Raw genomic sequence first — 22,606 nt, 5'->3', positions numbered from 1 at the left:
AGCGACTCCCCCCGCGCGCTGGTGGTTCAGCTCCCGATCAGGGCCCGCCACTCGGCGACCTTCGCCGGGTCGACCGCACCCGTCCAGCCGCCCTCACGGACCGCGCCGCCGACGTGGAAGGCGTCGAAGCCCGCGGCCCGGAGTTCGGGGACGTGTTCGGCGCGCAGGCCGCCGCCGATCAGGATCTGCTGGCGGTAGCCGGGTTCGCCGGACTTGGCGAGTTCGCCGAGCAGGACCTCGTGGCCGGCGTCGACGCCCACGGCCGCGCCGGAGGTGAGGAAGGTGTCGAGGCCGGGGAGGTCGGCGACGGCGGCGCGGACCTCGGAGCGGTCGGCGCTGTGGTCGATGGCGCGGTGGAAGGTCCAGCGGCAGCCGCGGACCGCTTCGGCGACGGCCCGGGTGGCGGTGAGGTCGACCGCGCCGTCGGGGGTGAGGAAGCCGAGCACGAACTCCTCGGCGCCCTCGGCCCGCAGTGCGGCGGTGCGGGCGAGCAGGTCGTCGAGGTCGCCGGGGGTGAAGCCGTCGCGGACGCGGAGCATGACGCGCAGCGGGAGGTCGACGGCGGCGCGGATCGCGGCGAAGTCCGCGACCGACGGGGTGAGTCCGTCGGCGGCCATGTCGGTGACCAGTTCGAGGCGGTCGGCGCCGCCCGACTCGGCGGCCCGGGCGTCCTGGGGGGTCAGCGCGATGACTTCGAACATTGGTCTAGACATATCCGATAGCCTGCCACATCGGCAGGCCCCGGGCGAGCCCCCGCCGCCGTTCGGCCCCGGTTCCTCCCCCGTTCGCGTCCCGTTCGCGCAGCACTCGCGTCCCGTTCGCCCCGCTCGTCCCCCCGGAAGGGCCGCTAGGAGACCCGCGCCCGCCCGTCCTGACGGGCCGCCAGGGCCTGCCCGGTCAGCAGCAGACCCGCCGCACCGGCCGCCGCCAGGGGCGCCAGCCGCCACACCCCGCCGACCTGCTCCCAGAGGCTGAACAGGCTGAACCAGGCGGTCAGCGGCAGGACGGCCAGGCCGAGCGCCGCGGGCAGCAGCCGTCCGCGGGCGGCGCACAGGATCAGCAGCAGCGGGGCGAGCAGGAGCAGCAGCGGCGTCCACCCGTCCATCAGGTGCCAGCTGTCGTAGCCGCCCTGAGCCCTCGTCACCAGCAGGCCGGTGCCCGCGCCGATCGCGACCGGCAGGCGGCCGGGGCGTTCCAGCAGGTCGGCGGGGGCGGCCAGGATCAGGGCGCCCGCGGCGAGGTAGGGCAGCAGGGCGGTGGCGTCCAGGAGCAGCAGCCAGACGTCGGCCTCGGTGAGCCAGGGGCCCCCGGGCTCGACGTCGGCGGTCAGCAGGCGGATCCCGAGCCGGACGGCGGCCAGCAGCACGACCGTCCCGGCCAGCGTGCGGGCCGCCCGCCAGGCGCCGAGGGCCGCCGCGACGGCCAGCAGGACGGGGACGACGGTCAGGCCGAGCAGGGCGAGCCGGTCGGGCAGCTGCTGCCACGGGACGTCGAACCCGGAGCGGGCCGCGTCGGCGACCCGCCAGAAGCGGGTGTCGCCGGGCAGCGCGACGAGCCCGCACAGGGTGCCGGCGAGCAGCGGGGCGGCGGCGGCGAGCAGGCGGCCGCCGAGCGCGGTGGAGGTGAGCCCGGTGCGCAGCCGCAGGCCGTACGCGGCGAGGTCGAGCGCCTCGCGGGCGGTGCCGAGGCGGCCCGTTCCGGCGGTGGTGTCGGCGAACACCTCGGCGAGTTCGGCGCCCCGGTCGCGGCGGTAGCGGGCGGGGTAGAGCGCGAGGACGGCGCGCAGCGCGACACCGGTGCGGTGCTGCCCGCCGGGAGCGACGGTGCTCACGCGGTGGCCCCCCGGGGCGCGGCGGCGCCGCCGAGGCGGCGCTGGGCCTCGGCGGCGACGGAGCGGAGGCGTTCGGCCTCGGCGGCGAGCAGGTCGCGCCCGCCGCCGGTGAGGGCGTAGGTGCGGCGGGCCCGGCCGTCGACGACCTCCTCGGCGGCGACCTCGATCAGGCCCTGCTGGAGCAGCCGGTCGAGCGCGCCGTACAGGGTGCCGGTGCGCATCTTCACCCGCCCCCCGGAGATCGCGTCGACCTCCTGGATCAGCGCGTACCCGTGCCGGGGGGCGTCCGCGAGGGCGGTGAGCAGCAGCAGGGTGGGTTCCTGCAGGGCGCGTTCGGTCATGCGACTACATATATCGCCGACCGTCCTATCGGCGCCAGCCCGGCCTGCGCTCCCGCCGGCCCGGTCGGCGCCACCGCCGCTCCGGCCGGCGCCACCGCCGGCCCGGCCGGCGCTACCCCCGCCACCCCGCGGGGTCGTCCCGGCGCAGCGCGCCCAGCACCCCGGCCAGCAGCGGCAGGCCCAGGGCGAGCAGCGCGATCGTCGCCCACGGGGCGTCGGCGAGGCTGACCGGCGGGCCGCCCAGCACCCCGGCGGCCCGGGAGCGCAGCAGGGCGAAGGCGGGGACGAAGCCGCTGACGGTGCCGAGCAGCGCGCCGAGCAGGGCGATCAGGGCGGCCTGCAGTCCGGCGACGGTGCGCCGGGTGCGCGGGCGGGCGCCGATCGCGGAGAGCAGGGCGCGTTCGCGGCGGGCGTCCGCGGCGGCCAGCGCGGTGGAGACCACAGCGGCGCCGAGCACGACCAGGGCGGCGAAACCGCCGAGCGCGAGCCGCACCGTGTCGTCCTTCGGCGTGAAGCCGTGCTCCACGCCGAACTCGGCGTGCGGGGCGAGCCGGGCGACGGTGGCGGCGGCGCGCTGCTCGGCGCGCTCGCCGACCGGCGCGGACGGCAGCCAGACGGCCCCGGCGGGTTCGGCCGTCAGGCCCAGCCCGCGGACGGCCTCGGGGGAGATCAGCAGCGGGGCGTAGCGCTGCGCGGCCGGGCGTGCGACCAGCACGGCGTCGACCCGCAGTTCGCGCTCCTGCTGCCCGACGCCCTGCATCCGCAGCACGGCCCGCCCGTCGTGCAGGTAGGAAGGGTCGGTGACCACGGCCTTCCCGGCGAGCAGCGCCTGTTCCGCGGCCGGGTCGTGCAGCGCCAGCAGGTTGTGCAGCGCGGCGCGGTCGCCGACCACCGCGGGACGGGTGGCGTCCCCGCCGTAGCGCGGGGCCCCGACGGCGGACACCAGGCCCTTGCAGCCCTCGCAGAAGACGTACTCGGCCTCGTACAGGTCGGCGCGCTCGCCGAGGTCCGGCAGGTCCTGCGGGAGGGCGGTGCGCAGTTGCGCCATCGCGTCCTGGTCGCCGTGCAGGAGGAGGCGGACGGCGCCGACGGGCTGCTCCAGCCGGTAGGCGGCCCGGTCCTGGACCTCGGCGCCGGTGGAGTGCACGCCGACCGCGACCGCGCCGGCCACGGCGGCGAGCACGGCGGCCACCGCGGGGGCGGTGCGGGTGCGGTGGCGGGCGGCGTCGCGCAGGGCGAGGCGGGGGCCGACCGGGAGGTGGCGGGCGAGGCGGCCGAGCAGGGCGAGCAGCAGCGGGGTGAACAGCAGCAGGCCGAGTTCGGCGAGCACCGCGCCGCCCAGCACGGCCAGGGTGCGCACGCTCAGCCCGGCCAGTACCGGCGGTCCGGCGACCGGCCCGGCGACCGCCCCGTACAGGGCCAGCGCGGCACCGGTCAGGACGGCGGCCAGGCCGAGCAGCGGCGCGCGGCGGGAGGTGCGGCGCTGCGGGTCGCGGTCGGTGAGCCCGGCCAGCACCTCGCGGCGGCCGGCCCGGAGCGCGGGCAGCAGGGCGGCGAGCAGGGCGGTGGCGACGCCGACGGCGGCGATGGCCAGCAGTTCGGCGGGGCGCAGCGCGAGGTGGCCGAAGCGGCTGCCGCCGCGCTCCTCGATCCACGGGCGCAGCACGGCGACCAGGCCGGTGCCGAGCAGGCTGCCGAGCGCGGCGCCGAGGGCGCCGAGCACCAGGCCGCCGCCGAGCACCACGGCCCGCACGTGTCCGGGTCGGCCGCCGGCCGCGCCGAGCAGGGCGAGTTGGCGGCGGGCCCGGCGGGCGCCGACCGCGAAGGCCGGTCCGGCCAGCAGGGCGACCTCCAGCAGGGCCATCGCGGCGGTGGTGGCGGCGGTCATCAGGGCGCGTTCGCGCTCGTCCTGCGCGCCGACGGCCTCCTGCCGCTCCAGCGCCTCGGCGGGCGGGTGGGCGGCGACCCGGCGGCTGGCCAGGGTGTAGCCGTACGCGTTGAGTTCGCGCACCTGCGGCCAGTCGAGGGTCGCCCCGGCGGGCAGGGTGACCAGCCAGGCGGCCTTGCGGGCGGCGGCCTGTTCGGCGGACGGGGTCTGCGGGGCGAGCCCGGCGGCGACCTGCGCCTCGTCCAGCTGCCGGTACAACTCGCCGGGCCGGGCCACGAGTTCGGCGGCGTTCAGGTCGCCGGGGTGCTCGACGGTGCCGGTCAGGGTGAACGGGGCGGACTCCAGGCCGCGGACGGTGACGGTGTCGCCGATCCGCAGCCCGGTGGCGTCCAGGAACGCCCGGGTGGCGGCGGCCTCGTGCGCGGCGGCGGGGGCGCGGCCGGAGACCAGGTCGATCCGGCCCCGCCAGAGGCCGCCGGTCAGGTCGGCCTCGAAGGTGTCGGCGGGGGCCAGGCCGTCGGCGGTGCGGACGGCGGCGACCGGGCCGGTGCGGGCCGGGGTCAGGGTGCTGCCGGGCGGCAGCAGTTCGGCGAGCAGGGCGGCCGGTTCGGTGTCGGTGGCGCGCTGCTGCTCGGCGCTCGGCGCGGCGCCGGGGCGCTGCGGCAGGGTGCGGACGCCGTCGGCGGGGAACACCGCCTGCTCGATCGTCCGGCCCGGGTCGTACGCGCCGACCAGGGCGTCGGCCCGGCCCATCAGCCGGTCGGCGCGCTGCTCGGCGGTCAGATGTCCGCTGCGGTGCACCACGTCGACGCCGGTCGCGCCGAGCACCGGCAGCGCGATCATCGCGGCGACCAGGGCGCTGCGGCCCTTGGCCCGCCAGGCGTCGCGGCGCGCGATCCGCAGCACCGCCCGCAGGCCGCTCACCGGCGCACCGCCCCTCCGGCGGCGGTCTCCTCGGCGACGATCCGGCCGTCGCGCAGGAAGACCACCCGGTCCGCCCAGGAGGCGTGGGCGGCGTCGTGGGTGACCATCACGACGGCCGCCCCGGCGTCGCAGCGGGCCCGCAGCACCTCCAGCACGGCCTCGCCGGTCGCCGAGTCCAGCGCCCCGGTGGGCTCGTCCGCGAGCACCAGCCGCCGCTGACCGGACAGCGCCCGGCCGATCGCGACGCGCTGCTGCTGGCCGCCGGACATGTCCTCCGGGAAGCGGTCGGCGAGGTCGCCGATGCCGAGTTCGGCGAGCGCCTCCAGCGCCTCGGCGCGGGCGGTGCGGGCCGGCACCCCCTCCAGCTCCCGCGGCAGGGCGATGTTCTCGGCCGCGGTCAGGGCGGGCAGCAGGTTGTACGACTGGAACACGTAGCCGACCGAGCGGCGGCGCACGTCGGCCAGTGCGGCCCGGCCCAGGCCCTCCAGCGGGGTGCCCTCCACCAGGACCCGGCCGGTGGAGGGCCGGTCCAGGCCGCCGGCCAGCGCGAGCAGCGTGGACTTCCCCGAGCCGGACGGGCCCATCACGGCCAGGAACTCCCCGGCCCGCACCTCCAGGTCGGTCGGGTGCAGCGCGTGCACCTCGGCCGCGCCCCGGCCGTGCACCCGCCCGACCCCCTCCAGGCGCAGGACGGCCTGCGCGTTCGATCCGGTCATGGCTCCCCCTCGGAACAGCGGAACGTCTTGCATACCGAGTATGTATAGCCGCCGGACGCCGACTACTCAAGTGTGCGACATAAGTCGGCGAACTACCTATTGGACGGATCACACCCGCCGCCCGGTTCCCGGGGAGCAGAATGGGCGTCATGACCGCATCGCTGTCCGCTCGCTGGCACGACCTGCTCACCCGCTGCGGCGCCACCGCCGACCCCGAGCCCTACGCCCGCGACCTGCTCGCCCGCTGGGCCGAGCCGCAGCGCCGCTACCACACCACCGCCCACCTCCAAGCCGTCCTCGACCGCGTCGACGAACTCGCCGCCCACGCCGACGACCCCGACGCCGTCCGGCTCGCCGCCTGGTTCCACGACGCCGTCTACCGCCCCGACCGCTCCGAGAACGAGGAACGCAGCGCCGCCCTCGCCTGCCGCGCCCTGCGCGAGGTCGGCCTGCCCGAACCCCTCGTCCACGAGGTCGACCGCCTCGTCCGGCTCACCACCGACCACCACCCCGCCCCCGGCGACCGCAACGGCGAGGTGCTCTGCGACGCCGACCTCGCCGTCCTCGGCGGCCGGACCGAGGCGTACGACGCCTACGCCGCCGCCGTCCGCGAGGAGTACTCCTTCGTCCCCCCGGACGCCTTCCGCGCGGGCCGCGCCGCCGTCCTGCGCCAACTCCTCGCCCTGCCCGCCCTCTACCGCACCCCCGAGGCGCACGCCCGCTACGACGCCCGGGCCCGCACCAACATGCACCGCGAACTCGCCGCCCTCGAAGGCTGATCCCCGGCCCGACGGGCGATCACCCGTCCGCTGTGCTCGACTTGAATGCCGGGACACCAGCGACCGAGGAGGCCCGCCATGGCCCACCCCCCTCCCCCCGCGGACACCGGACGGCAGGCGGGCGGGCCACCGCGCTTCGACGCCGCCGGGGCCTTCCTCGCGGCGACGGCCCTGCTCGGCGCGACCAACCTGTTCCTCGGCTTCACCGACGTCGTCGACGGCTGGTACGACAGCTCGTCCTTCTCCTACTACGACCAGCGCGGCGCCTTCGCCTGGCTCCCCGCCCTGCTCTTCCTGGGCGGCCTGGCCGCCGTCCGGGCCCTGGCCTCCCACCACCGCGCCGACCGCAGCTGGCCGCTGCTGTTCACGGCCGCGGCCGTCGTCCCGTTCCTGCTGACCCTGATCGCCTCCGACCACCCCACCGGCCTGGCCACCGGCGAGATCCTCTACCTGGTCTTCGGCCTGCTCCAACTGCTGGCCGCCGCCGCGGCGGCCCTCCTCGGCCTGGGCCGGATCACCTTCACCGCCCACCCCGACCCCGCCCCGCCGCCCCCGGGAGCCGACGAGGACGCCTGAACTCCCCTACGCCCCGCGCACCTCGCGCACCCGCAGCCCCGACGACACGTCACCGACCGGGGTCACGCGAGCCCGCCCACCGGAGCCACCACCACGCCCCGCTTCCCGCACACCCACTGCGGATCCGCCCCGAGCTCCGGCTCGACCCCCAGCGCGTGCGGATCGTCGTCCTCCTCCGCGCAGACCGTGCACAGCGGCCAGCGTCCGTACGACTCCAGCAGCGCGTCCTGCACGTCCTGCGCGATCAGCCCGAGCACGAACTCGCAGCCCGCGGGCCACTGTTCGAGCCACCAGCGGCGATGGGTGACGGCGTCCTCCACCAGCGAGACGATCGCCGCGTCGGCGACGTCCCGGGCAGTGAGGTCGGCGAGGATCAGCGCCCGCGCGCTGTGCAGGGCGGCTTCGATGTCGGAACTGGCCATCCGCCCATTGTCCCGCACCGGGCTACGGCACCGGGAAACCCGTCGTGTCCAAGGTGGTCCCGAACGGCTCGGGCAGCTCGACCGGCTTCCCGAACGGCACCCGCACGCTCTGCCCGTAGGCCCCGTCGGACGGCTCGGAGTAGAGCGTCACCGTCGGCCCGGGCTGGTCGAAGCGGTCGACCAGCAGGTACAGCGGGACGGGCGCATGCGCGTAGCCCCAGAGCTTCTTCGTCCGGTCCTGCCGGGCGGTGCTGCGCGAGGTGATCTCGACGGCCAGCAGGATGTCCGCCGCGTCGATCGGGTCGTCGTCGTCCCCCGCGAGGAGCGTGGAGTCCACGACCACCAGGTCGGGGATGTACAGCTTCTCCAGCCGGGCGATCTGCGTCCCGAGCGTCTGGTAGACGCCGACCTCGTCCGGCAGGTGCCGCACCAAGGCGCGGTGGATCTTTCCGGCGATGAAGTTGTGCGGCTTGCCCGGCGGTGGCACCAACTGGATCCGGCCTCCCTCGATCTCGGTGCGCCAGCCCTCGGGGGCGTCCAGCTCCCGCCAGGTGTCCAGCAGGTAGGACCACTGCTGGTCCGACTCGACCGCCATGACCGCCATCGTCGGCCTCCCCTCTTCCTCATGACGCTGTTCGCCCTCAAGGTAGTCGGGCCCGAAGCCGCCGAAACCGTCCATGGGCCCAGCGTCCCACGAAGGGGTGACCCGGGCGAGAACGCCGTGAGGGCGGCCTCCCGAAGGAGACCGCCCTCACGAGCGAACGCGTGGAACGTCGGATCCCGAGGGGGATCAGAAGTCCATGTCACCGCCCGGCATGCCGCCGCCGGCGGCCGCGGCGGCCTTCTCCGGCTTGTCGGCGATGACGGCCTCGGTGGTGAGGAACAGCGCCGCGATGGAGGCGGCGTTCTGCAGGGCGGAGCGGGTGACCTTGGCCGGGTCGATGATGCCGGAGGCGATCAGGTCGACGTACTCGTTGGTCGCGGCGTTCAGGCCGTGGCCGGAGGGCAGGTTGCGGACCTTCTCGACCACGACGCCGCCCTCGAGACCGGCGTTGGTCGCGATCTGCTTGATCGGGGCCTCCAGGGCCACGCGGACGATGTTGGCACCGGTGGCCTCGTCGCCCTCCAGCTCCAGCTTGTCGAACGCGACACCGGCCTGCAGCAGGGCGACGCCACCACCGGCGACGATGCCCTCCTCGACGGCGGCCTTGGCGTTGCGCACCGCGTCCTCGATGCGGTGCTTGCGCTCCTTGAGCTCGACCTCGGTGGCCGCGCCGGCCTTGATGACGGCCACGCCGCCGGCCAGCTTGGCGAGGCGCTCCTGGAGCTTCTCGCGGTCGTAGTCCGAGTCGGAGTTCTCGATCTCGGCGCGGATCTGGTTGACCCGGCCGGCGACCTGGTCGCTGTCGCCGCCGCCGTCGACGATGGTGGTCTCGTCCTTGGTGATGACGACCTTGCGGGCGGTGCCGAGCAGGTCGACGCCGGCGTTCTCCAGCTTGAGGCCGACCTCCTCGGAGATCACGGTGCCGCCGGTGAGGATGGCGATGTCGCCGAGCATGGCCTTGCGGCGGTCGCCGAAGCCCGGGGCCTTGACGGCGACGGACTTGAAGGTGCCGCGGATCTTGTTCACGACCAGGGTGGAGAGGGCCTCGCCCTCCACGTCCTCGGCGATGATGACGAGCGGCTTGCCGCTCTGCATGACCTTCTCCAGCAGCGGGAGGAGGTCCTTGACCGAGGAGATCTTGGAGTTGGCGATGAGGATGTACGGGTCCTCGAAGCTCGCCTCCATGCGCTCCAGGTCGGTGGCGAAGTAGGCGGAGATGTAGCCCTTGTCGAAGCGCATGCCCTCGGTGAGCTCGAGCTCCAGGCCGAAGGTGTTGCTCTCCTCGACGGTGATGACGCCTTCCTTGCCGACCTTGTCCATGGCCTCGGCGATGAGCTCGCCGATCTGGGTGTCGGCGGCCGAGATGGAGGCGGTGGAGGCGATCTGCTCCTTGGTCTCCACGTCCTTGGCCTGGGCCAGCAGCTGGTCGGAGACGGCCGCGACGGCCTTCTCGATGCCGCGCTTGAGGGCCATCGGGTTGGCGCCGGCGGCGACGTTGCGCAGACCCTCGCGGACGAGCGCCTGGGCGAGCACGGTGGCGGTGGTGGTGCCGTCACCCGCGACGTCGTCGGTCTTCTTGGCGACCTCCTTGACCAGCTCGGCGCCGATCTTCTCGTACGGGTCCTCGAGCTCGATCTCCTTGGCGATGGAGACACCGTCGTTGGTGATCGTGGGGGCGCCCCACTTCTTCTCCAGGACGACGTTGCGACCCTTGGGGCCGAGCGTGACCTTCACGGCGTCGGCAAGCTGGTTCATGCCACGCTCAAGGCCGCGGCGGGCTTCCTCGTCAAAGGCGATGATCTTGGCCATCAGAAGTGGTCCTCCGGGACACGGTCGACTGCTCGGACCAAGGGGTGCCCGCGACGGACGGCCCAGGAGAGCGGGGGTCCCTTCCCCTACCGCTTCCGGGGCCTCACCGGCCCGGTCCGTTTGTCACTCTCACACGGTGAGTGCTAACGCCAATGATTAGCACTCTCGGGTGGCGAGTGCAAGCCCATTCGGGCCCCGCGGACGCCCCGCCCGGGAAACCCGCAGGCCGCCCGGGAGCCCCCCGCAACCCGGGAGCCGCCCGGGAACCACCCGGGAGCCGCCCGGGAGCCGCCCGGGAGGCCCGCAGGCCGCCCGGGAAAGCCGACAGGCCCGCCCCGGGCGCCGCGTGCGGCGTCGGGACGGGCCTGCCAGTGCGTCTGGCGCGGTGCGTGCGGTCTGCCGGGGCCGTCAGGCGCCGGCGGCGCGGACCATGTCGGCCTGCGGACCCTTCTGACCCTGCGAGATCTCGAACTCGACCCGCTGGCCCTCTTCCAGGGTGCGGTAGCCGTCCATCTGGATCGCGCTGTAGTGGACGAACACGTCCGCTCCACCGTCGACCGCGATGAAGCCGTAGCCCTTCTCGGCGTTGAACCACTTGACGGTGCCCTGAGCCATTCCGAACTCCCCTTGTGCTGTGCTGGCCCTTCAGAGATCCGCGGGACGCGGACCCGGAGGTCTGGAAGGCCGGCCTGGGGACTCCCCCCCGTACGGCGCAGCCTCTGTCGCGGCTGAATGTATCCGGATATGCGCCCTCTGCAACAGGCCCAATTTCCGGGGAAAGCCCGGGCCCCGCAGGGGATATGACGGGGCGAAAGGAGCATCGGTCGACAATTGCCACCGGACATAACGGACGCGCCGCCGCAAAACGCCGGAACAATTCTGACGGCGGCCTGACAGAACGGGCGGCAAGCTGTCCGGCGCACGGCTCGGCGCGCGGGACGGAACGGGGTCCTGCACGGGCGGGGCGCGGTGCGGAAATCGATGATTGAACCGGGCCGCGGAGGGGAAACGACCCTGACCGGCACTCTACTCCCCGCCGCCCGGCGGAATTCCGGCGGGCCTCCGGACGGGAAAACCGCAGGTGCCCGGGCCATTGCCCCCGGCACGCGCGCGGGGCCGCCGTCCGGTCCGGAAAATTGAATTCCGAACCAAACGGCGGCCCCGGGAATGCGCGCGGTCAGCAGCCGCCGGCCACCGCCGGAATGATCGACACCGAGGCGCCGTCCTTGATCTCGGTCTCCAGGCCGTCGGCGAAGCGCACGTCGTCGTCGTTCACGTACACGTTCACGAAGCGGCGCAGCTTGCCGGTGTCGTCCAGCAGGCGGGCGGCGATGCCGGCGTGGTTCGCCTCCAGGTCCGCGATGACGGCGGACAGGGTGGCGCCCTCGGCGGTCACCTCGGCGGCGCCACCGGTGTAGGTGCGCAGGATGGTCGGGATGCGGACGGTGGCGCTCATGCGGTGCTCCTCGGGGCGTGGGGGGTGTCCTGCGGCTGGGGGTGTCAGGCGGTGGCGAGGCCGGCCGCGCGGAAGGACTCCAGCGTCGGGCGGATCACGGCGGTCATGCCGGCGTCGGCGACGGCGTCGAGGGTCTTGAGGCCGTCGCCGGTGTTGATCGCGACGGTCTCCTTGGACGGGTCCAGCAGGCCGTTCTCGACCAGCTTCTTCAGCACGCCGACGGTGACGCCGCCCGCGGTCTCGGCGAAGATGCCCTCGGTGCGGGCCAGCAGCTTGATCGCCTCGACCACCTCGGCGTCCGTGACGTCCTCGACCGCGCCGCCGGTGCGGCGGGCGATGTCCAGCACGTACGGGCCGTCGGCCGGGTTGCCGATCGCCAGCGACTTGGCGATGGTGTCCGGCTTGACCGGCTTGATCACGTCGCGGCCGGCCTTGAACGCGGCCGAGACCGGGGAGCAGCCCTCGGCCTGGGCGCCGAAGATCTTGTACGGCTTGTCCTCGACCAGGCCGAGCTTGATCAGCTCCTGCAGGCCCTTGTCGATCTTGGTGAGCTGGGAGCCGGAGGCGATCGGGATGACGATCTGGTCGGGCAGCCGCCAGCCGAGCTGCTCGCAGATCTCGAACGCCAGGGTCTTGGAGCCCTCGCCGTAGTACGGGCGCAGGTTGACGTTCACGAAGCCCCAGCCCTCGCCGGCCGGGTCGCCGATCAGCTCGGAGCAGAAGCGGTTCACGTCGTCGTAGTTGCCGTCGATGCCGACCAGCTCGCCGCCGTACACCCCGGCCATCACGACCTTGCCCTGCTCCAGGTCGTGCGGGATGAACACGCAGGACTTGAAGCCGGCCCGGGCGGCCGCGGCGCCCACCGCGCCGGCCAGGTTGCCGGTGGAGGAGCAGGAGAGCGTGGTGAACTCGAAGGCGCGGGCGGCCTCGATCGCGCAGGCCACCACCCGGTCCTTGAAGGAGTGGGTCGGGTTGCCCGAGTCGTCCTTGACGTGCAGCTGCGCGGTGAAGCCCAGCTCGCGGCCCAGGTTGTCGGCCTTGACCAGCGGGGTCCACCCCGGGTTCAGGTTCGGCTTGCCCGCCACGTCGGCCGGGACGGGCAGCAGCGGGGCGTAGCGCCAGATCGACGCCGGACCGGCCTCGATCCGCTTGCGCAGCTCCTCGGCGTCGTAGCCCGCGTAGTCGTACGCGATCTCCAGCGGGCCGAAGCACTCCAGACAGGCGAAGCTCGGGCCGAGCGGGAAGCGGGTGCCGCACTCGCGACAGGACAGCGCGGTCGCGGGACCGAGGTCGACGGCGGTGGATGCGGCGGTGTCAACAGCCATGGTGGCGAGGCCCTTTCTCCTCATCTTCCCCGGATCGCGGTCGCGCCGGGACGGAATTGGCACCTGTCCCGCCGGGCCTGCTGGCCGCGCGGGAGGGTTGCCGGGACTTCAACGGGCCGTTCCCTCAGTCCCTCTGGATGAGCTCTGTGAAGTTGTGGTCGTACGCTGCGAGCGACCCCCGCGTGCGAAGGCACGGTCGCAGTACGAAGACTGTATCCGAAGGCCCGGTCGGACAGACCCCCGCGTCCGACACCCGAGACGAACCGAGACAGGGAGCGAGACTTGCCGGAGCAGCCCGAGCCCGGGGCACTGCCTGAGGTCGCCGACTGGCTGCGCCGCCGGTCCTGGACGGCCGCCGACCGTCCGCTCGACCTGCTGCTGGCCGCCAAGCGCGCCGCCGGGGAGGCCGGGACGGTCAGCGTGGTGCTGCCCGCGCTGGACGAGGAGTCCACCGTCGGCGAGATCGTCACCGCGATCCGCACCGAGCTGGTCGAACGCGTCCCGCTGGTGGACGAACTGCTGGTCGTCGACTCCGGCTCGCAGGACGGCACCGCCGCCGCCGCGGCCGCCGCCGGGGCCCGGGTCGTGCACCGGGACGGGATCCTGCCCCGGCTGCCCGCCGAACCCGGCAAGGGCGAGGTGCTGTGGCGCTCGCTGCTCGCCACCAGCGGCGCGATCGTCTGCTTCGTCGACGCCGACCTGCGCGAGTTCGACCCCGCCCTGGTCTCCGGCACCATCGGCCCGCTGCTCACCGACCCGGCCCTGCAGCTGGTCAAGGCCATGTACGACCGCCCCTTCGAGGACGGCGGCGCGGTCGTCCCGGCGGGCGGCGGCCGGGTCACCGAGCTCGTCGCCCGCCCCCTGCTCAACCTGCACTGGCCCCAGCTCGCGGGCTTCGTCCAGCCCCTCGGCGGCGAGTACGCGGCCCGTCGCTCCCTGCTGGAGCAGCTGCCCTTCCCCACCGGCTACGGCGTCGAGCTCGGCCTGCTGGTGGACGCCCTGGAGCTCGCCGGGCTGGACGCGCTGGCCCAGGTCGACGTCGGCGTCCGGCACCACCGGCACCAGGACGGCCAGGCCCTCGGCCGGATGGCCGCCACCATCTACCGCACCGCCCTGGAGCGCCTGGACCGCACCCACCGCCTCAAGGCCGACCCCGACCTGGTCCGCCCGCTGCTCACCCAGTACACCCGCACCCCCGACGGCTTCACCCCCCGCACCCACCCCGTCCCCGCCACCGAACGCCCCCCGATGGCCACCGTCCCCGAGTACCGCAACCGCTGAGCGGCCCCGCGGGCCGCGGCCGACCCCGGGAGTTCACCCGCCGCGGGTCGCGCCGAGTGGTTTGGTCGGCTGATCGCACGGCAAGGTTGGCTGTATGGCCGATCACGCGTCCGAACGCCCCCAGCAGTCCGGAGCCGCCCCGATCCTGGTGGCCTCCAACCGCGGCCCGGTGTCCTTCCGCACGGAGGACGACGGTTCGCTGACCCTCCGCAGAGGCGGCGGCGGCCTGGTCTCCGGGCTCTCCGCGATCGACGACCCGCACGCGGTCTGGGTCTGCGCCGCGCTCTCCGACGCCGACCGCACCGCCGCCCGGCAGGCCCCCGAGGGGCGCCTCGACCTGGCCGGGCACGACGTCGGCGGACAGGCCGTCCGGATGCTGGACATCGATCCGGAGACCTTCGCCCGCGCCTACAACGGCGTCGCCAACTCCACCCTCTGGTTCGTCCACCACCTGCTCTACCAGACGCCCGTGCAGCCCGCCTTCGACGCCGACTTCCGCACCGAGTGGGCCGCCTACCGCGCCTACAACGCCGCCTTCGCCGAGGCCCTCGCCGCCGAGGCCGCCCCCGGCGCCGCCGTCCTGGTGCAGGACTACCACCTCTCGCTGGCCCCCGCCCTGCTCCGCGAACTCCGCCCCGACCTGCGGATCGGCCACTTCTCGCACACCCCCTGGGCCCCGCCCGAGTACTACCGGCTGCTGCCCGACGACGTCGCCGCCGCCGTCCTGGAGGGCATCCTCGGCGCCGACCGCGCCGCCTTCCTGACCCGCCGCTGGGCCCTCGCCTTCGCCGACTGCTGCGAGGCCGTCCTCGGCGCGGAGGTCGACCGCACCGCGCTGACCGTCACGCACGGCGGCCGCACCACCCGCCTCGGCGTGCACGGCCTCGGCGCCGACGCCGAGTTCCTGCGCGAACGCGCCCACCGGCCCGACGTCGACGAACGCCTCGCCGCCCTGCGCGAGGCCGTCGGCGAGCGCCGCACCATCGTCCGGGTCGACCGCACCGAGCTCAGCAAGAACATCGTCCGCGGCCTGCTCGCCTACCGGCACCTGCTGCGCACCCGCCCCGAGTGGCTCGGCAACGTCGTCCACATCGCCTTCGCCTACCCCTCCCGCACCGACCTCGCCGAGTACCGCGACTACACCGCCGCCGTGCAGCGCGTCGCCGAGGAGATCAACACCGAGTTCGGCACCGCCGACTGGCAGCCGCTCATCCTGCACGTCGACGACGACTTCCCGCGCTCCCTCGCCGCCTACCGGCTCGCCGACGTCGCCCTGGTCAACCCGATCCGCGACGGCATGAACCTGGTCGCCAAGGAGGTCCCCGTCGTCTCCGACCACGGCTGCGCCCTCGTCCTGTCCCGCGAGGCCGGCGCGTACGCGGAACTCGCCGACGACGCGATCACCGTCAACCCGTACGACGTCATCGCCACCGCCGACGCCCTCGCCGAAGCCCTCGCCATGCCCCCCGCCGAACGCACCGACCGCACCAAGCGCCTCGCCGCCGCCGCCACGGCCCTCCCGCCCCAGCAGTGGTTCCTGGACCAGCTCGACGCGCTCCGGTAGGCGGAGCCAGGGGCGCGGGGAGGACTGCCGCGCCCCACCGACGCGAAGCCAGGGGCGCGGGGAACTGCGCGGCCCGTGTGATTCGGATTGGCGGTTCTACGGGGGCGAAGGGTGCCCCCGCCCGGAGTAGGTCGCGGGCGGGGGCTCTTGTACTGCTAGGACTAGCAGAGAAGCGCCACGGTGGGCGCACAGGCGGGGCAGGCCCAGTACTCGATAGCGGGGCCGCTCGGCCGCTCTGCGGTGCCCGCTATGGCCACCTCGGGGCCCTCGGCTCCGCAGAGGCAGCAGCGTCGGGCGGACGGTTCGGGGGCGGTGCTCCCGGGGGTGCTGGTCGTGTCGTTCATACCGCCAGCACCTCCCGCATGCTCAGTTCGAACTCGACCACGCTCGGCAGGTCCGACACCGCGGCGAACATCTCGACCCGTCGGCGCCGTTGTGCCGCGGGGGTGTCCCGGCGCCGCCGGATCTCTGCTTCACGCTTGAGCCACGCCACGCGGTCCCGCTCGGCAAGCTCGGCAAGGATCGCGCGCCGCTCGGGCTCCGGGGTCGCTTCCCACTGGAGAACCCGCGGCGAGATCCGGTGCTCGAACGGCCGGGGCGGGATGGTCTTGCGCAGGTGGTGAGGGTGGATCGGCTGGACCCGCTTGCAGACGGGCAGCGAGGTAGGCGCGGGCGTCACTTCGGGCTCCATCGGGACGGCTCGGCGCCGAGTCGGCAGAGCCCAGCAGAGGGCCCAGAGCAGGGCAAGGACGATACGATCGAACATGTCTGGCAGCTCCTCGAAAGCTGTGCGGACGTTGAGCCCCCCGGGTAGCCGCCCGGGGGGTTCTTGCGTGGCAGACGATACGCCTTTACATCATTCAATGTAAGTCAATGTAAATAGCCATGACCTGACGATATGCGTTTGGCAACCTGTCCCAGATACCGTCTGACCATGGATTTTGGCCCGGATGACCTGGTGGACCGCGATGCGCCCGAAGCCCTGCGCGAGCAGCTAGCGGGCATCCTGCGGGCCCGAATCGAGCGAGGAGACTGGGCACCGCGCCGTGCAATCGATCCCATGGAAGCGCTGGCCGACCACTACGGTGTGTCCCGCCCGACCGTCCGCCAGGCAGTGGCACTTCTCGAAGATCAAGGATGGGTGACTGTGCGCCACCCACGGGGAACGTTCGTCACGGACCGGGCAGCCCCGCCGAGTGCTGGCGCGTAGTACTCCCGGCAGGTAGAGGCCCCGTCCGCTACTGGTCTGCGGACGGGGCCGATCGGAAGCGCGCTGCACTACTGCTAGGCAGCGGCGCCGTACGTCTCGCCCTCGAACAGCAGCGAGTACCCCATGTTCAACTCGCGTGCGGTCAAGGCTGCTTCGATCCGGCGCGCCTGGTATGCGGGTAGCTCCTGGTGGAGCCGGTCCGGGTGCACCCACGCGAACGCGGTGATCTCGGACTGCACCGGGATGGCCATCGCCATGGCGTCGGACGTGGAGATCGTCCCGCCGTCGCACACGAAGTTGATGCCCTCGGGGGCGCCGGATTGGTCGTTTGCCGGGGTCTGGTCGACCACCAGGCCGCGCGTGATCGCCCGCACGAGTCCGGTTTCCTCCAGCAGTTCCCGCGCGGCGGCGTGCCCGATCAGCTCGCCCTTGTGTGCCGCGCCCCCGGGCAGGATCGGGTGCGTCTTGTAGGACGGCACCACCAGCAGCACCGAGCCGTTCCGCCGGTCGTCGGGGTCGTCCGTCTCCAGCGTGACCAGGACCACGCAGCCCGCTCGGCGTTCGGGGTGGCTGTCCTGCGGAATGTCGCTGTGCACCATCACGCCCGCCCGTCGTTGCCGAACTTCGCGGCGGCGGCGTCGGCGGCGTCGGTGGTCTCTCCGACCGGGCCGTTGCGGACGGCGTCCGTCAGGTTGCCCAGGTTCTCGAAGAACTCGTCGTCGCTCATCGCGTCGGCGTTCGGGTGGCTCCCGCTGCCGTCGCCGCCGCTTCCGCTGCTCCTGCCGAACAAGCCCATGTGCTACTCCTCGTTGTCTATGAGCCCCGCCCTCGGTCGAGCGCTGTCCGCCGTACGGCTCGACCGGGGCAGGGAGTTGGGAAAGGGGGCACTCCGCCCTGTTGTCTGGAGAAGGGGGCGGGGCGCCCCGAGGCGCGACCAGCGCGCCCCTGCGCCGGGTGGGACCGGCGAAGCTCCGGAACGCGGAGGGTCGCTCCGGAAGATCAGTGAGCGTCAGTCTTCGACCGGCACCACGACGCCGCGCGTCTGCCGGAGCAGCCAGTCATCCTCTGACGTGATGACCAGCGTGACCGGCACGTCCTCGGGGATGCCCAGCGACTTGCGCGCGGCGTCCTCGGCGCACCGCCGGGTGAGCCTTGCGGCATCGTCCTCGGGGACGAAGTGGTCATCGCCTGTGCCTTCGATCTCCAGCAGGAAACCGACAGCTCGGACGTACTCCACCCGTACGACACGTCCTCCGTCACGGAGTGCGCGCCGAATCTGTGCTGTCGCATGCCGTCGGCGCTGCCACCCCTCCACCCAGTCCGGGCCGAACGCGCCGCCGACCATGGCGAGCGCCAGGGCGACGAAGAACGCCAACCAACGGCGGCCGTCGTTCGGCGCCGCCAGTGCGAGCCCGAGCACCACACCCGACGGCACAGCGCACACCCCGAGCACCAGCGTGCCCGTCACCAGCGTCACCCGGGTCACGCCGCCCCCTCCGAACAGTGCAGCACGTCACCACGCCGGGGCACCCGAGAGGATTCCAGATGCGTCATCAGGCACCGTCATCCGCTTTGGTGTTCACGGGCCGAAGGGTGGAGCCGCCGCGTTCCGCCGTCCACTCGCTCCCACCGGCGGGCGGACTCAGGTGGTAGGCGTAAACACCATCCCCGGGGACCTCCACCACAACACCCACCATTCGAACGGCAGTGTCATAGGCAAGATCCCCAAGGCCGGGCCTCCAGGGCGGCGGGGGGTCTGCCGCCTCCTGGTCTCTGATCCGTCGTCCGTCCATGCGACCGAGAGTATGCGTGCGACTACGGTCGAATATGAATCGGCGGAATACCGCTATCCGTCCAGGTGGAAGCGGTCGGACATGCGACGCAGCCGTTCACGGGTGACGGTCCGTTCCGCATAAACGATCTTGCGAAGGGTGGCGCGGGCAACCGGGTGATTCCGTACAAGCTGAGGCGCGATCTTCTCGGCCTTCTCCAACTCCGCGAGGGCCCTGTCCCTGTTGCCGTCCCAGAGCCAGGCGCGGGCGATGTCCATGTGGTGGTAGCCGCGCCGCGAGCCGGGCAGTATGGCGACCTGCTCATGGTCGGCTCGCTCATGAAGCAGCAGGGCCTTGGCGTGATCCCCCATCTCCAACTGCACAGAAATGGAGTGGATCTGCACGTTTCCGGGCGAGAAGGTCAGGGAGTGCCTGTCGAAGACCGGGGCTTCACTCACGACCATGCGCTCAGCGGCGGTGCGCGCCATCCGAATGCGGTCCTCGGTCTCCTGGGGCAGCCCGGCCCGTGCAGCCGAAACAGCGGCACGAAGTTGGAGGGTTCCCCAGGCTCGAACTGCGAGCGGCTCCCCTGCGGCGTACTCCCCTTCGATCGCCTGAAGTGCCTTGTCTGACAAGGTAATTGCGTCGTGCCAGTCAGCAGTTGCCCACATGTCCCAGACCCGCATCCAACTTGCCACAGCAGGCAGGACGACGTCTCCTGACCGCTCGGCTGCCCAACTGGCCCGCTCGCATGACATGGCCACCAACTCGGGGTGCCCAAGCGCATGTGCGGCCGTGTGAGCGAACTTGCAGCACACCGCGTAGACGCCAAACGCTTCTTCGCGTTCATGCCCGGTAGCGACCTCTGCCAGGGCCTGCGCCTCGCGCAGCAGGTCTGGCAGTACGCGCAGAATGGAGACGTTCGCGGCAGCGTCCCGCAAACGGTGGAGTCGCTCCGTCTCTTGCCACAACTGCCGGGAAGTACGGGGCTGCCCGTCGAAGGTGGGCGTCAGGTCGTACCGACGCAGCTCGCGCAGAATGGAAGCAGCGGCTACCTGCCACTGGTTCTCTGACGCCTTGCCAGCGATGAACGGACGCTCGATCAGATCGTTCGGATGGCAGTGCAGGGCTGCTGCAACTTCGTTGATGAGCTTGGCCCGGTCGAGTTCGATGCGCCCTTGCTCAACCTTCGACACCCACCCTTGCGAACGCCGGAGCTTCGCCGCAAGGTCTGCCTGGGTCATCCCGAGGCGGAGCCGCTGTCGACGAACGCGCTTCCCGATCGCCTCCCGTTCGTCCAACATTGCCGCCCCTCCCGCCAATCGGTGACGCCTGCCCTTCAGGAGGACAGTATCCGGGATACAGGCCCCTGGTAACGAGCAGCCGTCTCGTCTGGCCCTGGTCCGCGAGGTGCGCGAGAAACGCCAGAAAGCCCCGCCCTGGCCACCCAGCGAGGGGAGGACGGGGCGGGGCTTGTCAGCGTGGTGCGGGTCAGCCGTTGAGTACGTTCATCAGACGGGCAGCGGCCTTGCCGCCGAACAGCGCGATGCCGCAGTAGAACTCGATGCGGGTGCGGTACACGGGCTTGTCGTGGGCCTCGCCTAGGTCAGTCACCTGGATGCCGCCGTTGGTCAGGCCGGTCACGCCCGCATCGGCGTCGGAGCTTCCGAAGCGCACGGCGTAGATGTCACCGGTTTCCGTGCCGCCGCTCCCGACGGTCAGGGGGAGGACGTCGGTACCGTCGAGCTTCTGGCCGGGGTCGAGCATGGGGATGCCGTTCCACATGGTGACCTCCTTGCCGTGGATCTCGGCGGTCAGCAGCTCGGAGCCGCCCAGTCGGCGGAACCCTGAGCGGATCTTCGCGATGATCGCGGCGTTCATGTACAGCGCGCCGTTCTGGCTGGTGATCCCGCGTACCTGAGCGGTCAGCGCGTCCAGGGCGTCGAAGAAGTCGTAGCCGCCTGCGACCGGCCCGGCTCCCTTGGCGTCGAGGACCTGGCGCCCGATCAGGCGCTTACGCAGGCCATCGAACCCGAGCGGGTTCACCTGCGTGTCGCCGTTGAAGAACTGGTCCGAGAAGTGGACGGACGCGGCCTTGACCTTCAGCGTCTCCTGGATCGCGCGCTGGTCGTTGATGTTGCCGCGGGTCTTGACGATGAACTTGTCCACGTCGGAGTCACCACCGAGGATCGCCAGGGTCTCGATACGCGGGCTGACTGCGCCCACGCTCTCCGGATACCCCTCGTTGACCGCGCGGAAGGACACCCCGGGAAGGGCGGACTCCTCGTTGTAGCGGAACGCAGTGCCCTCGAAGTGGATCAGCGGGAGCCGGTCAAGGATCGGCGACTCCTGGACAAAGGTTTCGACCACACCCCTCTGAAGGTCTTCGGTCGAGAGCTTCGCGGACTCGGCAAGGGTGAGCGCCATATGGTTTCTCCTAATCAGTGGGTATTTCAAGCAAGGCCACTCGGCCCAGCAGGGACGAAAGATTCCTTGGGATTTCCGCAAGAATGGTTGTATTAGCCATCAGAGTTTTTTCCCTCCCTGCCGGTCTTTTGGCCCGGGGAGGGGAGTCACCCCCCTGGGCATCACCGCAGGTCAGGGCCTCGGAGGGGCTTGACGCGCTCGCTCGCCCAGCCTCCGGGCTGGTGCTGTGCCGTCTCGCGGCTGTGACACTGCGTACACAGCGGGCGGAGCCGGTGCCAAGCGTCCGGATCGGCGACACCTCGGGCGACCAGCGAGCGGCGCGACTCCGGGTGGTGGTCGACGGTGGTCGCCTGCTTCGCGCACAGGAGACACCAGGGGTGGGCGTACAGGTAGGCACGGCGAATCCGGGCCCAGCGCCGGGCGTCGTACCCGCGCTCTGCTGCTGCCCCTCGTTGCTGCTCTGCCTCGCGCTGGTGCTTCGGGCAGCGTCCGCCCGTGGTCAGCTCGGGGCACCCGGGGACAGAGCACGGGGGACGGGGCTTTCGCGGCATTCTGGTTGGCCACCCTTCCATATGACTTACCTGCGGAGGCTCGCGGCCGAGAGCTCGACTCGCTTACCTAGTACGCATGAGCGAGCAACTGAACGGCCGTCCGCAATTCGAACTCCGTTGGGGCGGGCTGCACTTGACCATCCGACGCATGCCGCGCGCTTCCCGCATCCGAGCATGGGCCCTCAGCACGGCGACGTTGGGCAGCAGCGTTGCCGCCCTGTGGCTCACCCGACGCTGACGGCAGCATCGAGCACGTCCGCCCATGCCGCGCGGTGCTGGTCCTCGACCTGCCGCAGGTGCTCCCGAGTTGGTCGCAGGGCCTCGGCCGAGGCGGTGTCGAACTTCCCCCTCACTGTTAAGGAGAGGCCAGACATTCCCTCCGGGGTGACGGGGTGACGCTGGTGAGGCAAAAACCAGGTTCTTATAGACACTCGCGTGTAAAGAGAACACAGATTTTCCGTCTCCAGCGTCACCCCGTCACCCCGAACGCTGTAGGGCGGTCCGCTACGCCGCTAGGGCTGCCTCGGGAAGCTGACGGGGCGGGGCGAGGGTGTCGGCCTGGTCGTCGCCGACGGGTCCTGAAACGGGCTCTGCGAGGCGTACGGACGTCCGTCCCGCCCTCGGCGCCTCGGAGCGTTGTTCTGCCTCGGGACGGTGCTTGTCGGCCTTCACTGCGCCGTCCAGTTCGGCGGTCGCGCTTGAGTTCGGCGAGCCGCTCCATGGGGGCGCTGTAGCGGAAGGCGTCAGCGCGGGAGCGGAGCCTGCGGGTCTCGCGGTCTTCCTCGGTGTAGCGGGAACTGTTCGGGATGCTCACGGTGCTTCCTCCGGTTCGCTGCCGTGTCGGCGGCATGAAAAAGCCCCTGCCCGGAGCCGGGAAGGGGCGAGGTGGTGCTGTTCTGTGCCCTCACTTGCATGGGAAACCAGACGTCCCCTGGTGCGTGCTGCCCTCACTGTTGTGGGGAGTGGGGCGTTCTCTCCTTCGGTGCTCGGCTGCCCTGGTCGCTTCTGCCTCTCACTGGTAGAGGACAAGGACGAATTCCTGCGAGTACCGACCGGCAACACCCGGGGCGTCCGGTGCCCTCCTCTCCCGGAAGTAGAGGAGGGGGACGAGTTCCAGCGCTCGCCGGGCG

At 72.4% G+C, this 22,606-nt stretch carries 22 protein-coding genes and 1 riboswitch; of the genes, 5 read left to right on the top strand and 17 right to left on the bottom strand.

The window, feature by feature from the left end; genetic code table 11:
• Nucleotides 1-26: 26 nt before the first annotated feature.
• From OO57_RS02380 to OO57_RS02360, 5 genes are all read right to left on the bottom strand, one after another.
• Nucleotides 27-713 carry a copper homeostasis protein CutC gene (locus tag OO57_RS02380; RefSeq protein ID WP_033250537.1) on the bottom strand — a complete coding sequence of 229 codons (687 nt, stop codon included), beginning with the start codon at nucleotides 711-713 and terminating at the stop codon, nucleotides 27-29.
• A 134-nt stretch (nucleotides 714-847) separates the two neighbouring features.
• Nucleotides 848-1,831, bottom strand: coding sequence for a hypothetical protein (locus tag OO57_RS39055; RefSeq protein WP_051776404.1), 984 nt, complete (start codon nucleotides 1,829-1,831; stop codon nucleotides 848-850).
• A complete protein-coding gene (locus OO57_RS02370) occupies nucleotides 1,828-2,172 on the bottom strand; it encodes a PadR family transcriptional regulator (protein ID WP_033250536.1) in 345 nt (114 codons plus the stop codon). The genes OO57_RS39055 and OO57_RS02370 overlap by 4 nt, the downstream gene beginning before the upstream one ends.
• 112 nt (nucleotides 2,173-2,284) lie before the next feature.
• Nucleotides 2,285-4,984, bottom strand: a complete 2,700-nt coding sequence (locus tag OO57_RS02365) for an FtsX-like permease family protein (RefSeq protein ID WP_033250535.1) — start codon at nucleotides 4,982-4,984, stop codon at nucleotides 2,285-2,287.
• Nucleotides 4,981-5,700: an ABC transporter ATP-binding protein gene (locus OO57_RS02360; protein WP_033250534.1), complete on the bottom strand. Its 720-nt coding sequence runs from the start codon at nucleotides 5,698-5,700 to the stop codon at nucleotides 4,981-4,983. Before OO57_RS02360 ends, OO57_RS02365 begins: the two co-directional genes overlap by 4 nt.
• 149 nt (nucleotides 5,701-5,849) lie before the next feature.
• On the opposite strand from OO57_RS02360, the gene OO57_RS02355 reads away from it, so the two are divergent.
• Both OO57_RS02355 and OO57_RS02350 read left to right on the top strand, forming a co-directional pair.
• Complete coding sequence (locus OO57_RS02355) at nucleotides 5,850-6,479, top strand: hypothetical protein (protein ID WP_033250591.1); 630 nt, start codon at nucleotides 5,850-5,852, stop codon at nucleotides 6,477-6,479.
• 78 nt (nucleotides 6,480-6,557) lie between these two features.
• Nucleotides 6,558-7,055 carry a DUF5336 domain-containing protein gene (locus tag OO57_RS02350; protein ID WP_051776403.1) on the top strand — a complete coding sequence of 166 codons (498 nt, stop codon included), beginning with the start codon at nucleotides 6,558-6,560 and terminating at the stop codon, nucleotides 7,053-7,055.
• A 62-nt stretch (nucleotides 7,056-7,117) separates the two neighbouring features.
• Here OO57_RS02350 and OO57_RS02345 read toward each other — a convergent pair whose 3' ends face one another.
• The 6 genes from OO57_RS02345 to thrC form a co-directional block, all read right to left on the bottom strand.
• Nucleotides 7,118-7,477, bottom strand: a complete 360-nt coding sequence (locus tag OO57_RS02345; protein ID WP_033250533.1) for a hypothetical protein — start codon at nucleotides 7,475-7,477, stop codon at nucleotides 7,118-7,120.
• A gap of 22 nt (nucleotides 7,478-7,499) precedes the next feature.
• On the bottom strand, nucleotides 7,500-8,081 hold the full coding sequence (locus OO57_RS02340) for a Uma2 family endonuclease (RefSeq protein ID WP_033250532.1): 582 nt from the start codon (nucleotides 8,079-8,081) through the stop codon (nucleotides 7,500-7,502).
• Nucleotides 8,082-8,267: 186 nt separating this feature from the next.
• Entirely contained in the window at nucleotides 8,268-9,890 is a 1,623-nt protein-coding gene (groL, locus tag OO57_RS02335; RefSeq protein ID WP_033250531.1) for a chaperonin GroEL, read from the bottom strand.
• Between the two features lie 408 nt (nucleotides 9,891-10,298).
• Nucleotides 10,299-10,505, bottom strand: a complete 207-nt coding sequence (locus tag OO57_RS02330; RefSeq protein WP_014137493.1) for a cold-shock protein — start codon at nucleotides 10,503-10,505, stop codon at nucleotides 10,299-10,301.
• Nucleotides 10,506-11,067: 562 nt separating this feature from the next.
• Nucleotides 11,068-11,346 (bottom strand): MoaD/ThiS family protein, encoded by a 279-nt coding sequence (locus OO57_RS02325; protein ID WP_033220742.1) that lies wholly within the window; start codon nucleotides 11,344-11,346, stop codon nucleotides 11,068-11,070.
• Between the two features lie 44 nt (nucleotides 11,347-11,390).
• Entirely contained in the window at nucleotides 11,391-12,671 is a 1,281-nt protein-coding gene (gene thrC / locus OO57_RS02320; RefSeq protein WP_033250530.1) for a threonine synthase, read from the bottom strand.
• Nucleotides 12,672-12,688: 17 nt separating this feature from the next.
• A riboswitch (SAM riboswitch) is annotated at nucleotides 12,689-12,815 on the bottom strand.
• A gap of 138 nt (nucleotides 12,816-12,953) precedes the next feature.
• Here thrC and OO57_RS02315 point away from each other — a divergent pair.
• Entirely contained in the window at nucleotides 12,954-13,952 is a 999-nt protein-coding gene (locus OO57_RS02315; RefSeq protein ID WP_234337186.1) for a glucosyl-3-phosphoglycerate synthase, read from the top strand.
• A gap of 94 nt (nucleotides 13,953-14,046) precedes the next feature.
• Nucleotides 14,047-15,516, top strand: a complete 1,470-nt coding sequence (locus tag OO57_RS02310) for an alpha,alpha-trehalose-phosphate synthase (UDP-forming) (RefSeq protein ID WP_033250529.1) — start codon at nucleotides 14,047-14,049, stop codon at nucleotides 15,514-15,516.
• 340 nt (nucleotides 15,517-15,856) lie between these two features.
• Here the strand turns inward: OO57_RS02310 and OO57_RS02305 are convergent, their stop codons facing one another.
• Complete coding sequence (locus OO57_RS02305) at nucleotides 15,857-16,282, bottom strand: hypothetical protein (RefSeq protein ID WP_033250528.1); 426 nt, start codon at nucleotides 16,280-16,282, stop codon at nucleotides 15,857-15,859.
• 132 nt (nucleotides 16,283-16,414) lie between these two features.
• Here OO57_RS02305 and OO57_RS40585 point away from each other — a divergent pair, with 132 nt between their 5' ends.
• On the top strand, nucleotides 16,415-16,726 hold the full coding sequence (locus OO57_RS40585; protein WP_324606762.1) for a winged helix-turn-helix domain-containing protein: 312 nt from the start codon (nucleotides 16,415-16,417) through the stop codon (nucleotides 16,724-16,726).
• Nucleotides 16,727-16,800: 74 nt separating this feature from the next.
• On the opposite strand, the gene OO57_RS02300 is transcribed toward OO57_RS40585, so the two are convergent.
• The 5 genes from OO57_RS02300 to OO57_RS02280 form a co-directional block, all read right to left on the bottom strand.
• Nucleotides 16,801-17,325, bottom strand: a complete 525-nt coding sequence (locus tag OO57_RS02300) for an NUDIX domain-containing protein (protein ID WP_051776402.1) — start codon at nucleotides 17,323-17,325, stop codon at nucleotides 16,801-16,803.
• Nucleotides 17,325-17,522: a hypothetical protein gene (locus tag OO57_RS02295; protein WP_033250527.1), complete on the bottom strand. Its 198-nt coding sequence runs from the start codon at nucleotides 17,520-17,522 to the stop codon at nucleotides 17,325-17,327. Before OO57_RS02295 ends, OO57_RS02300 begins: the two co-directional genes overlap by 1 nt.
• A 213-nt stretch (nucleotides 17,523-17,735) precedes the next feature.
• Nucleotides 17,736-18,212: a hypothetical protein gene (locus OO57_RS02290; protein WP_033250526.1), complete on the bottom strand. Its 477-nt coding sequence runs from the start codon at nucleotides 18,210-18,212 to the stop codon at nucleotides 17,736-17,738.
• 360 nt (nucleotides 18,213-18,572) lie between these two features.
• Complete coding sequence (locus OO57_RS02285; RefSeq protein WP_033250525.1) at nucleotides 18,573-19,802, bottom strand: helix-turn-helix domain-containing protein; 1,230 nt, start codon at nucleotides 19,800-19,802, stop codon at nucleotides 18,573-18,575.
• Nucleotides 19,803-19,989: 187 nt separating this feature from the next.
• Complete coding sequence (locus tag OO57_RS02280) at nucleotides 19,990-20,925, bottom strand: major capsid protein (protein ID WP_033250524.1); 936 nt, start codon at nucleotides 20,923-20,925, stop codon at nucleotides 19,990-19,992.
• Nucleotides 20,926-22,606: the final 1,681 nt, after the last annotated feature.

Source organism: Kitasatospora phosalacinea, from assembly GCF_000717185.1.
Lineage (GTDB): Bacteria > Actinomycetota > Actinomycetes > Streptomycetales > Streptomycetaceae > Kitasatospora > Kitasatospora phosalacinea_A.
Note: the sequence above shows the minus strand (reverse complement) of the source record. Positions and strands in the feature narration are given on the sequence as shown.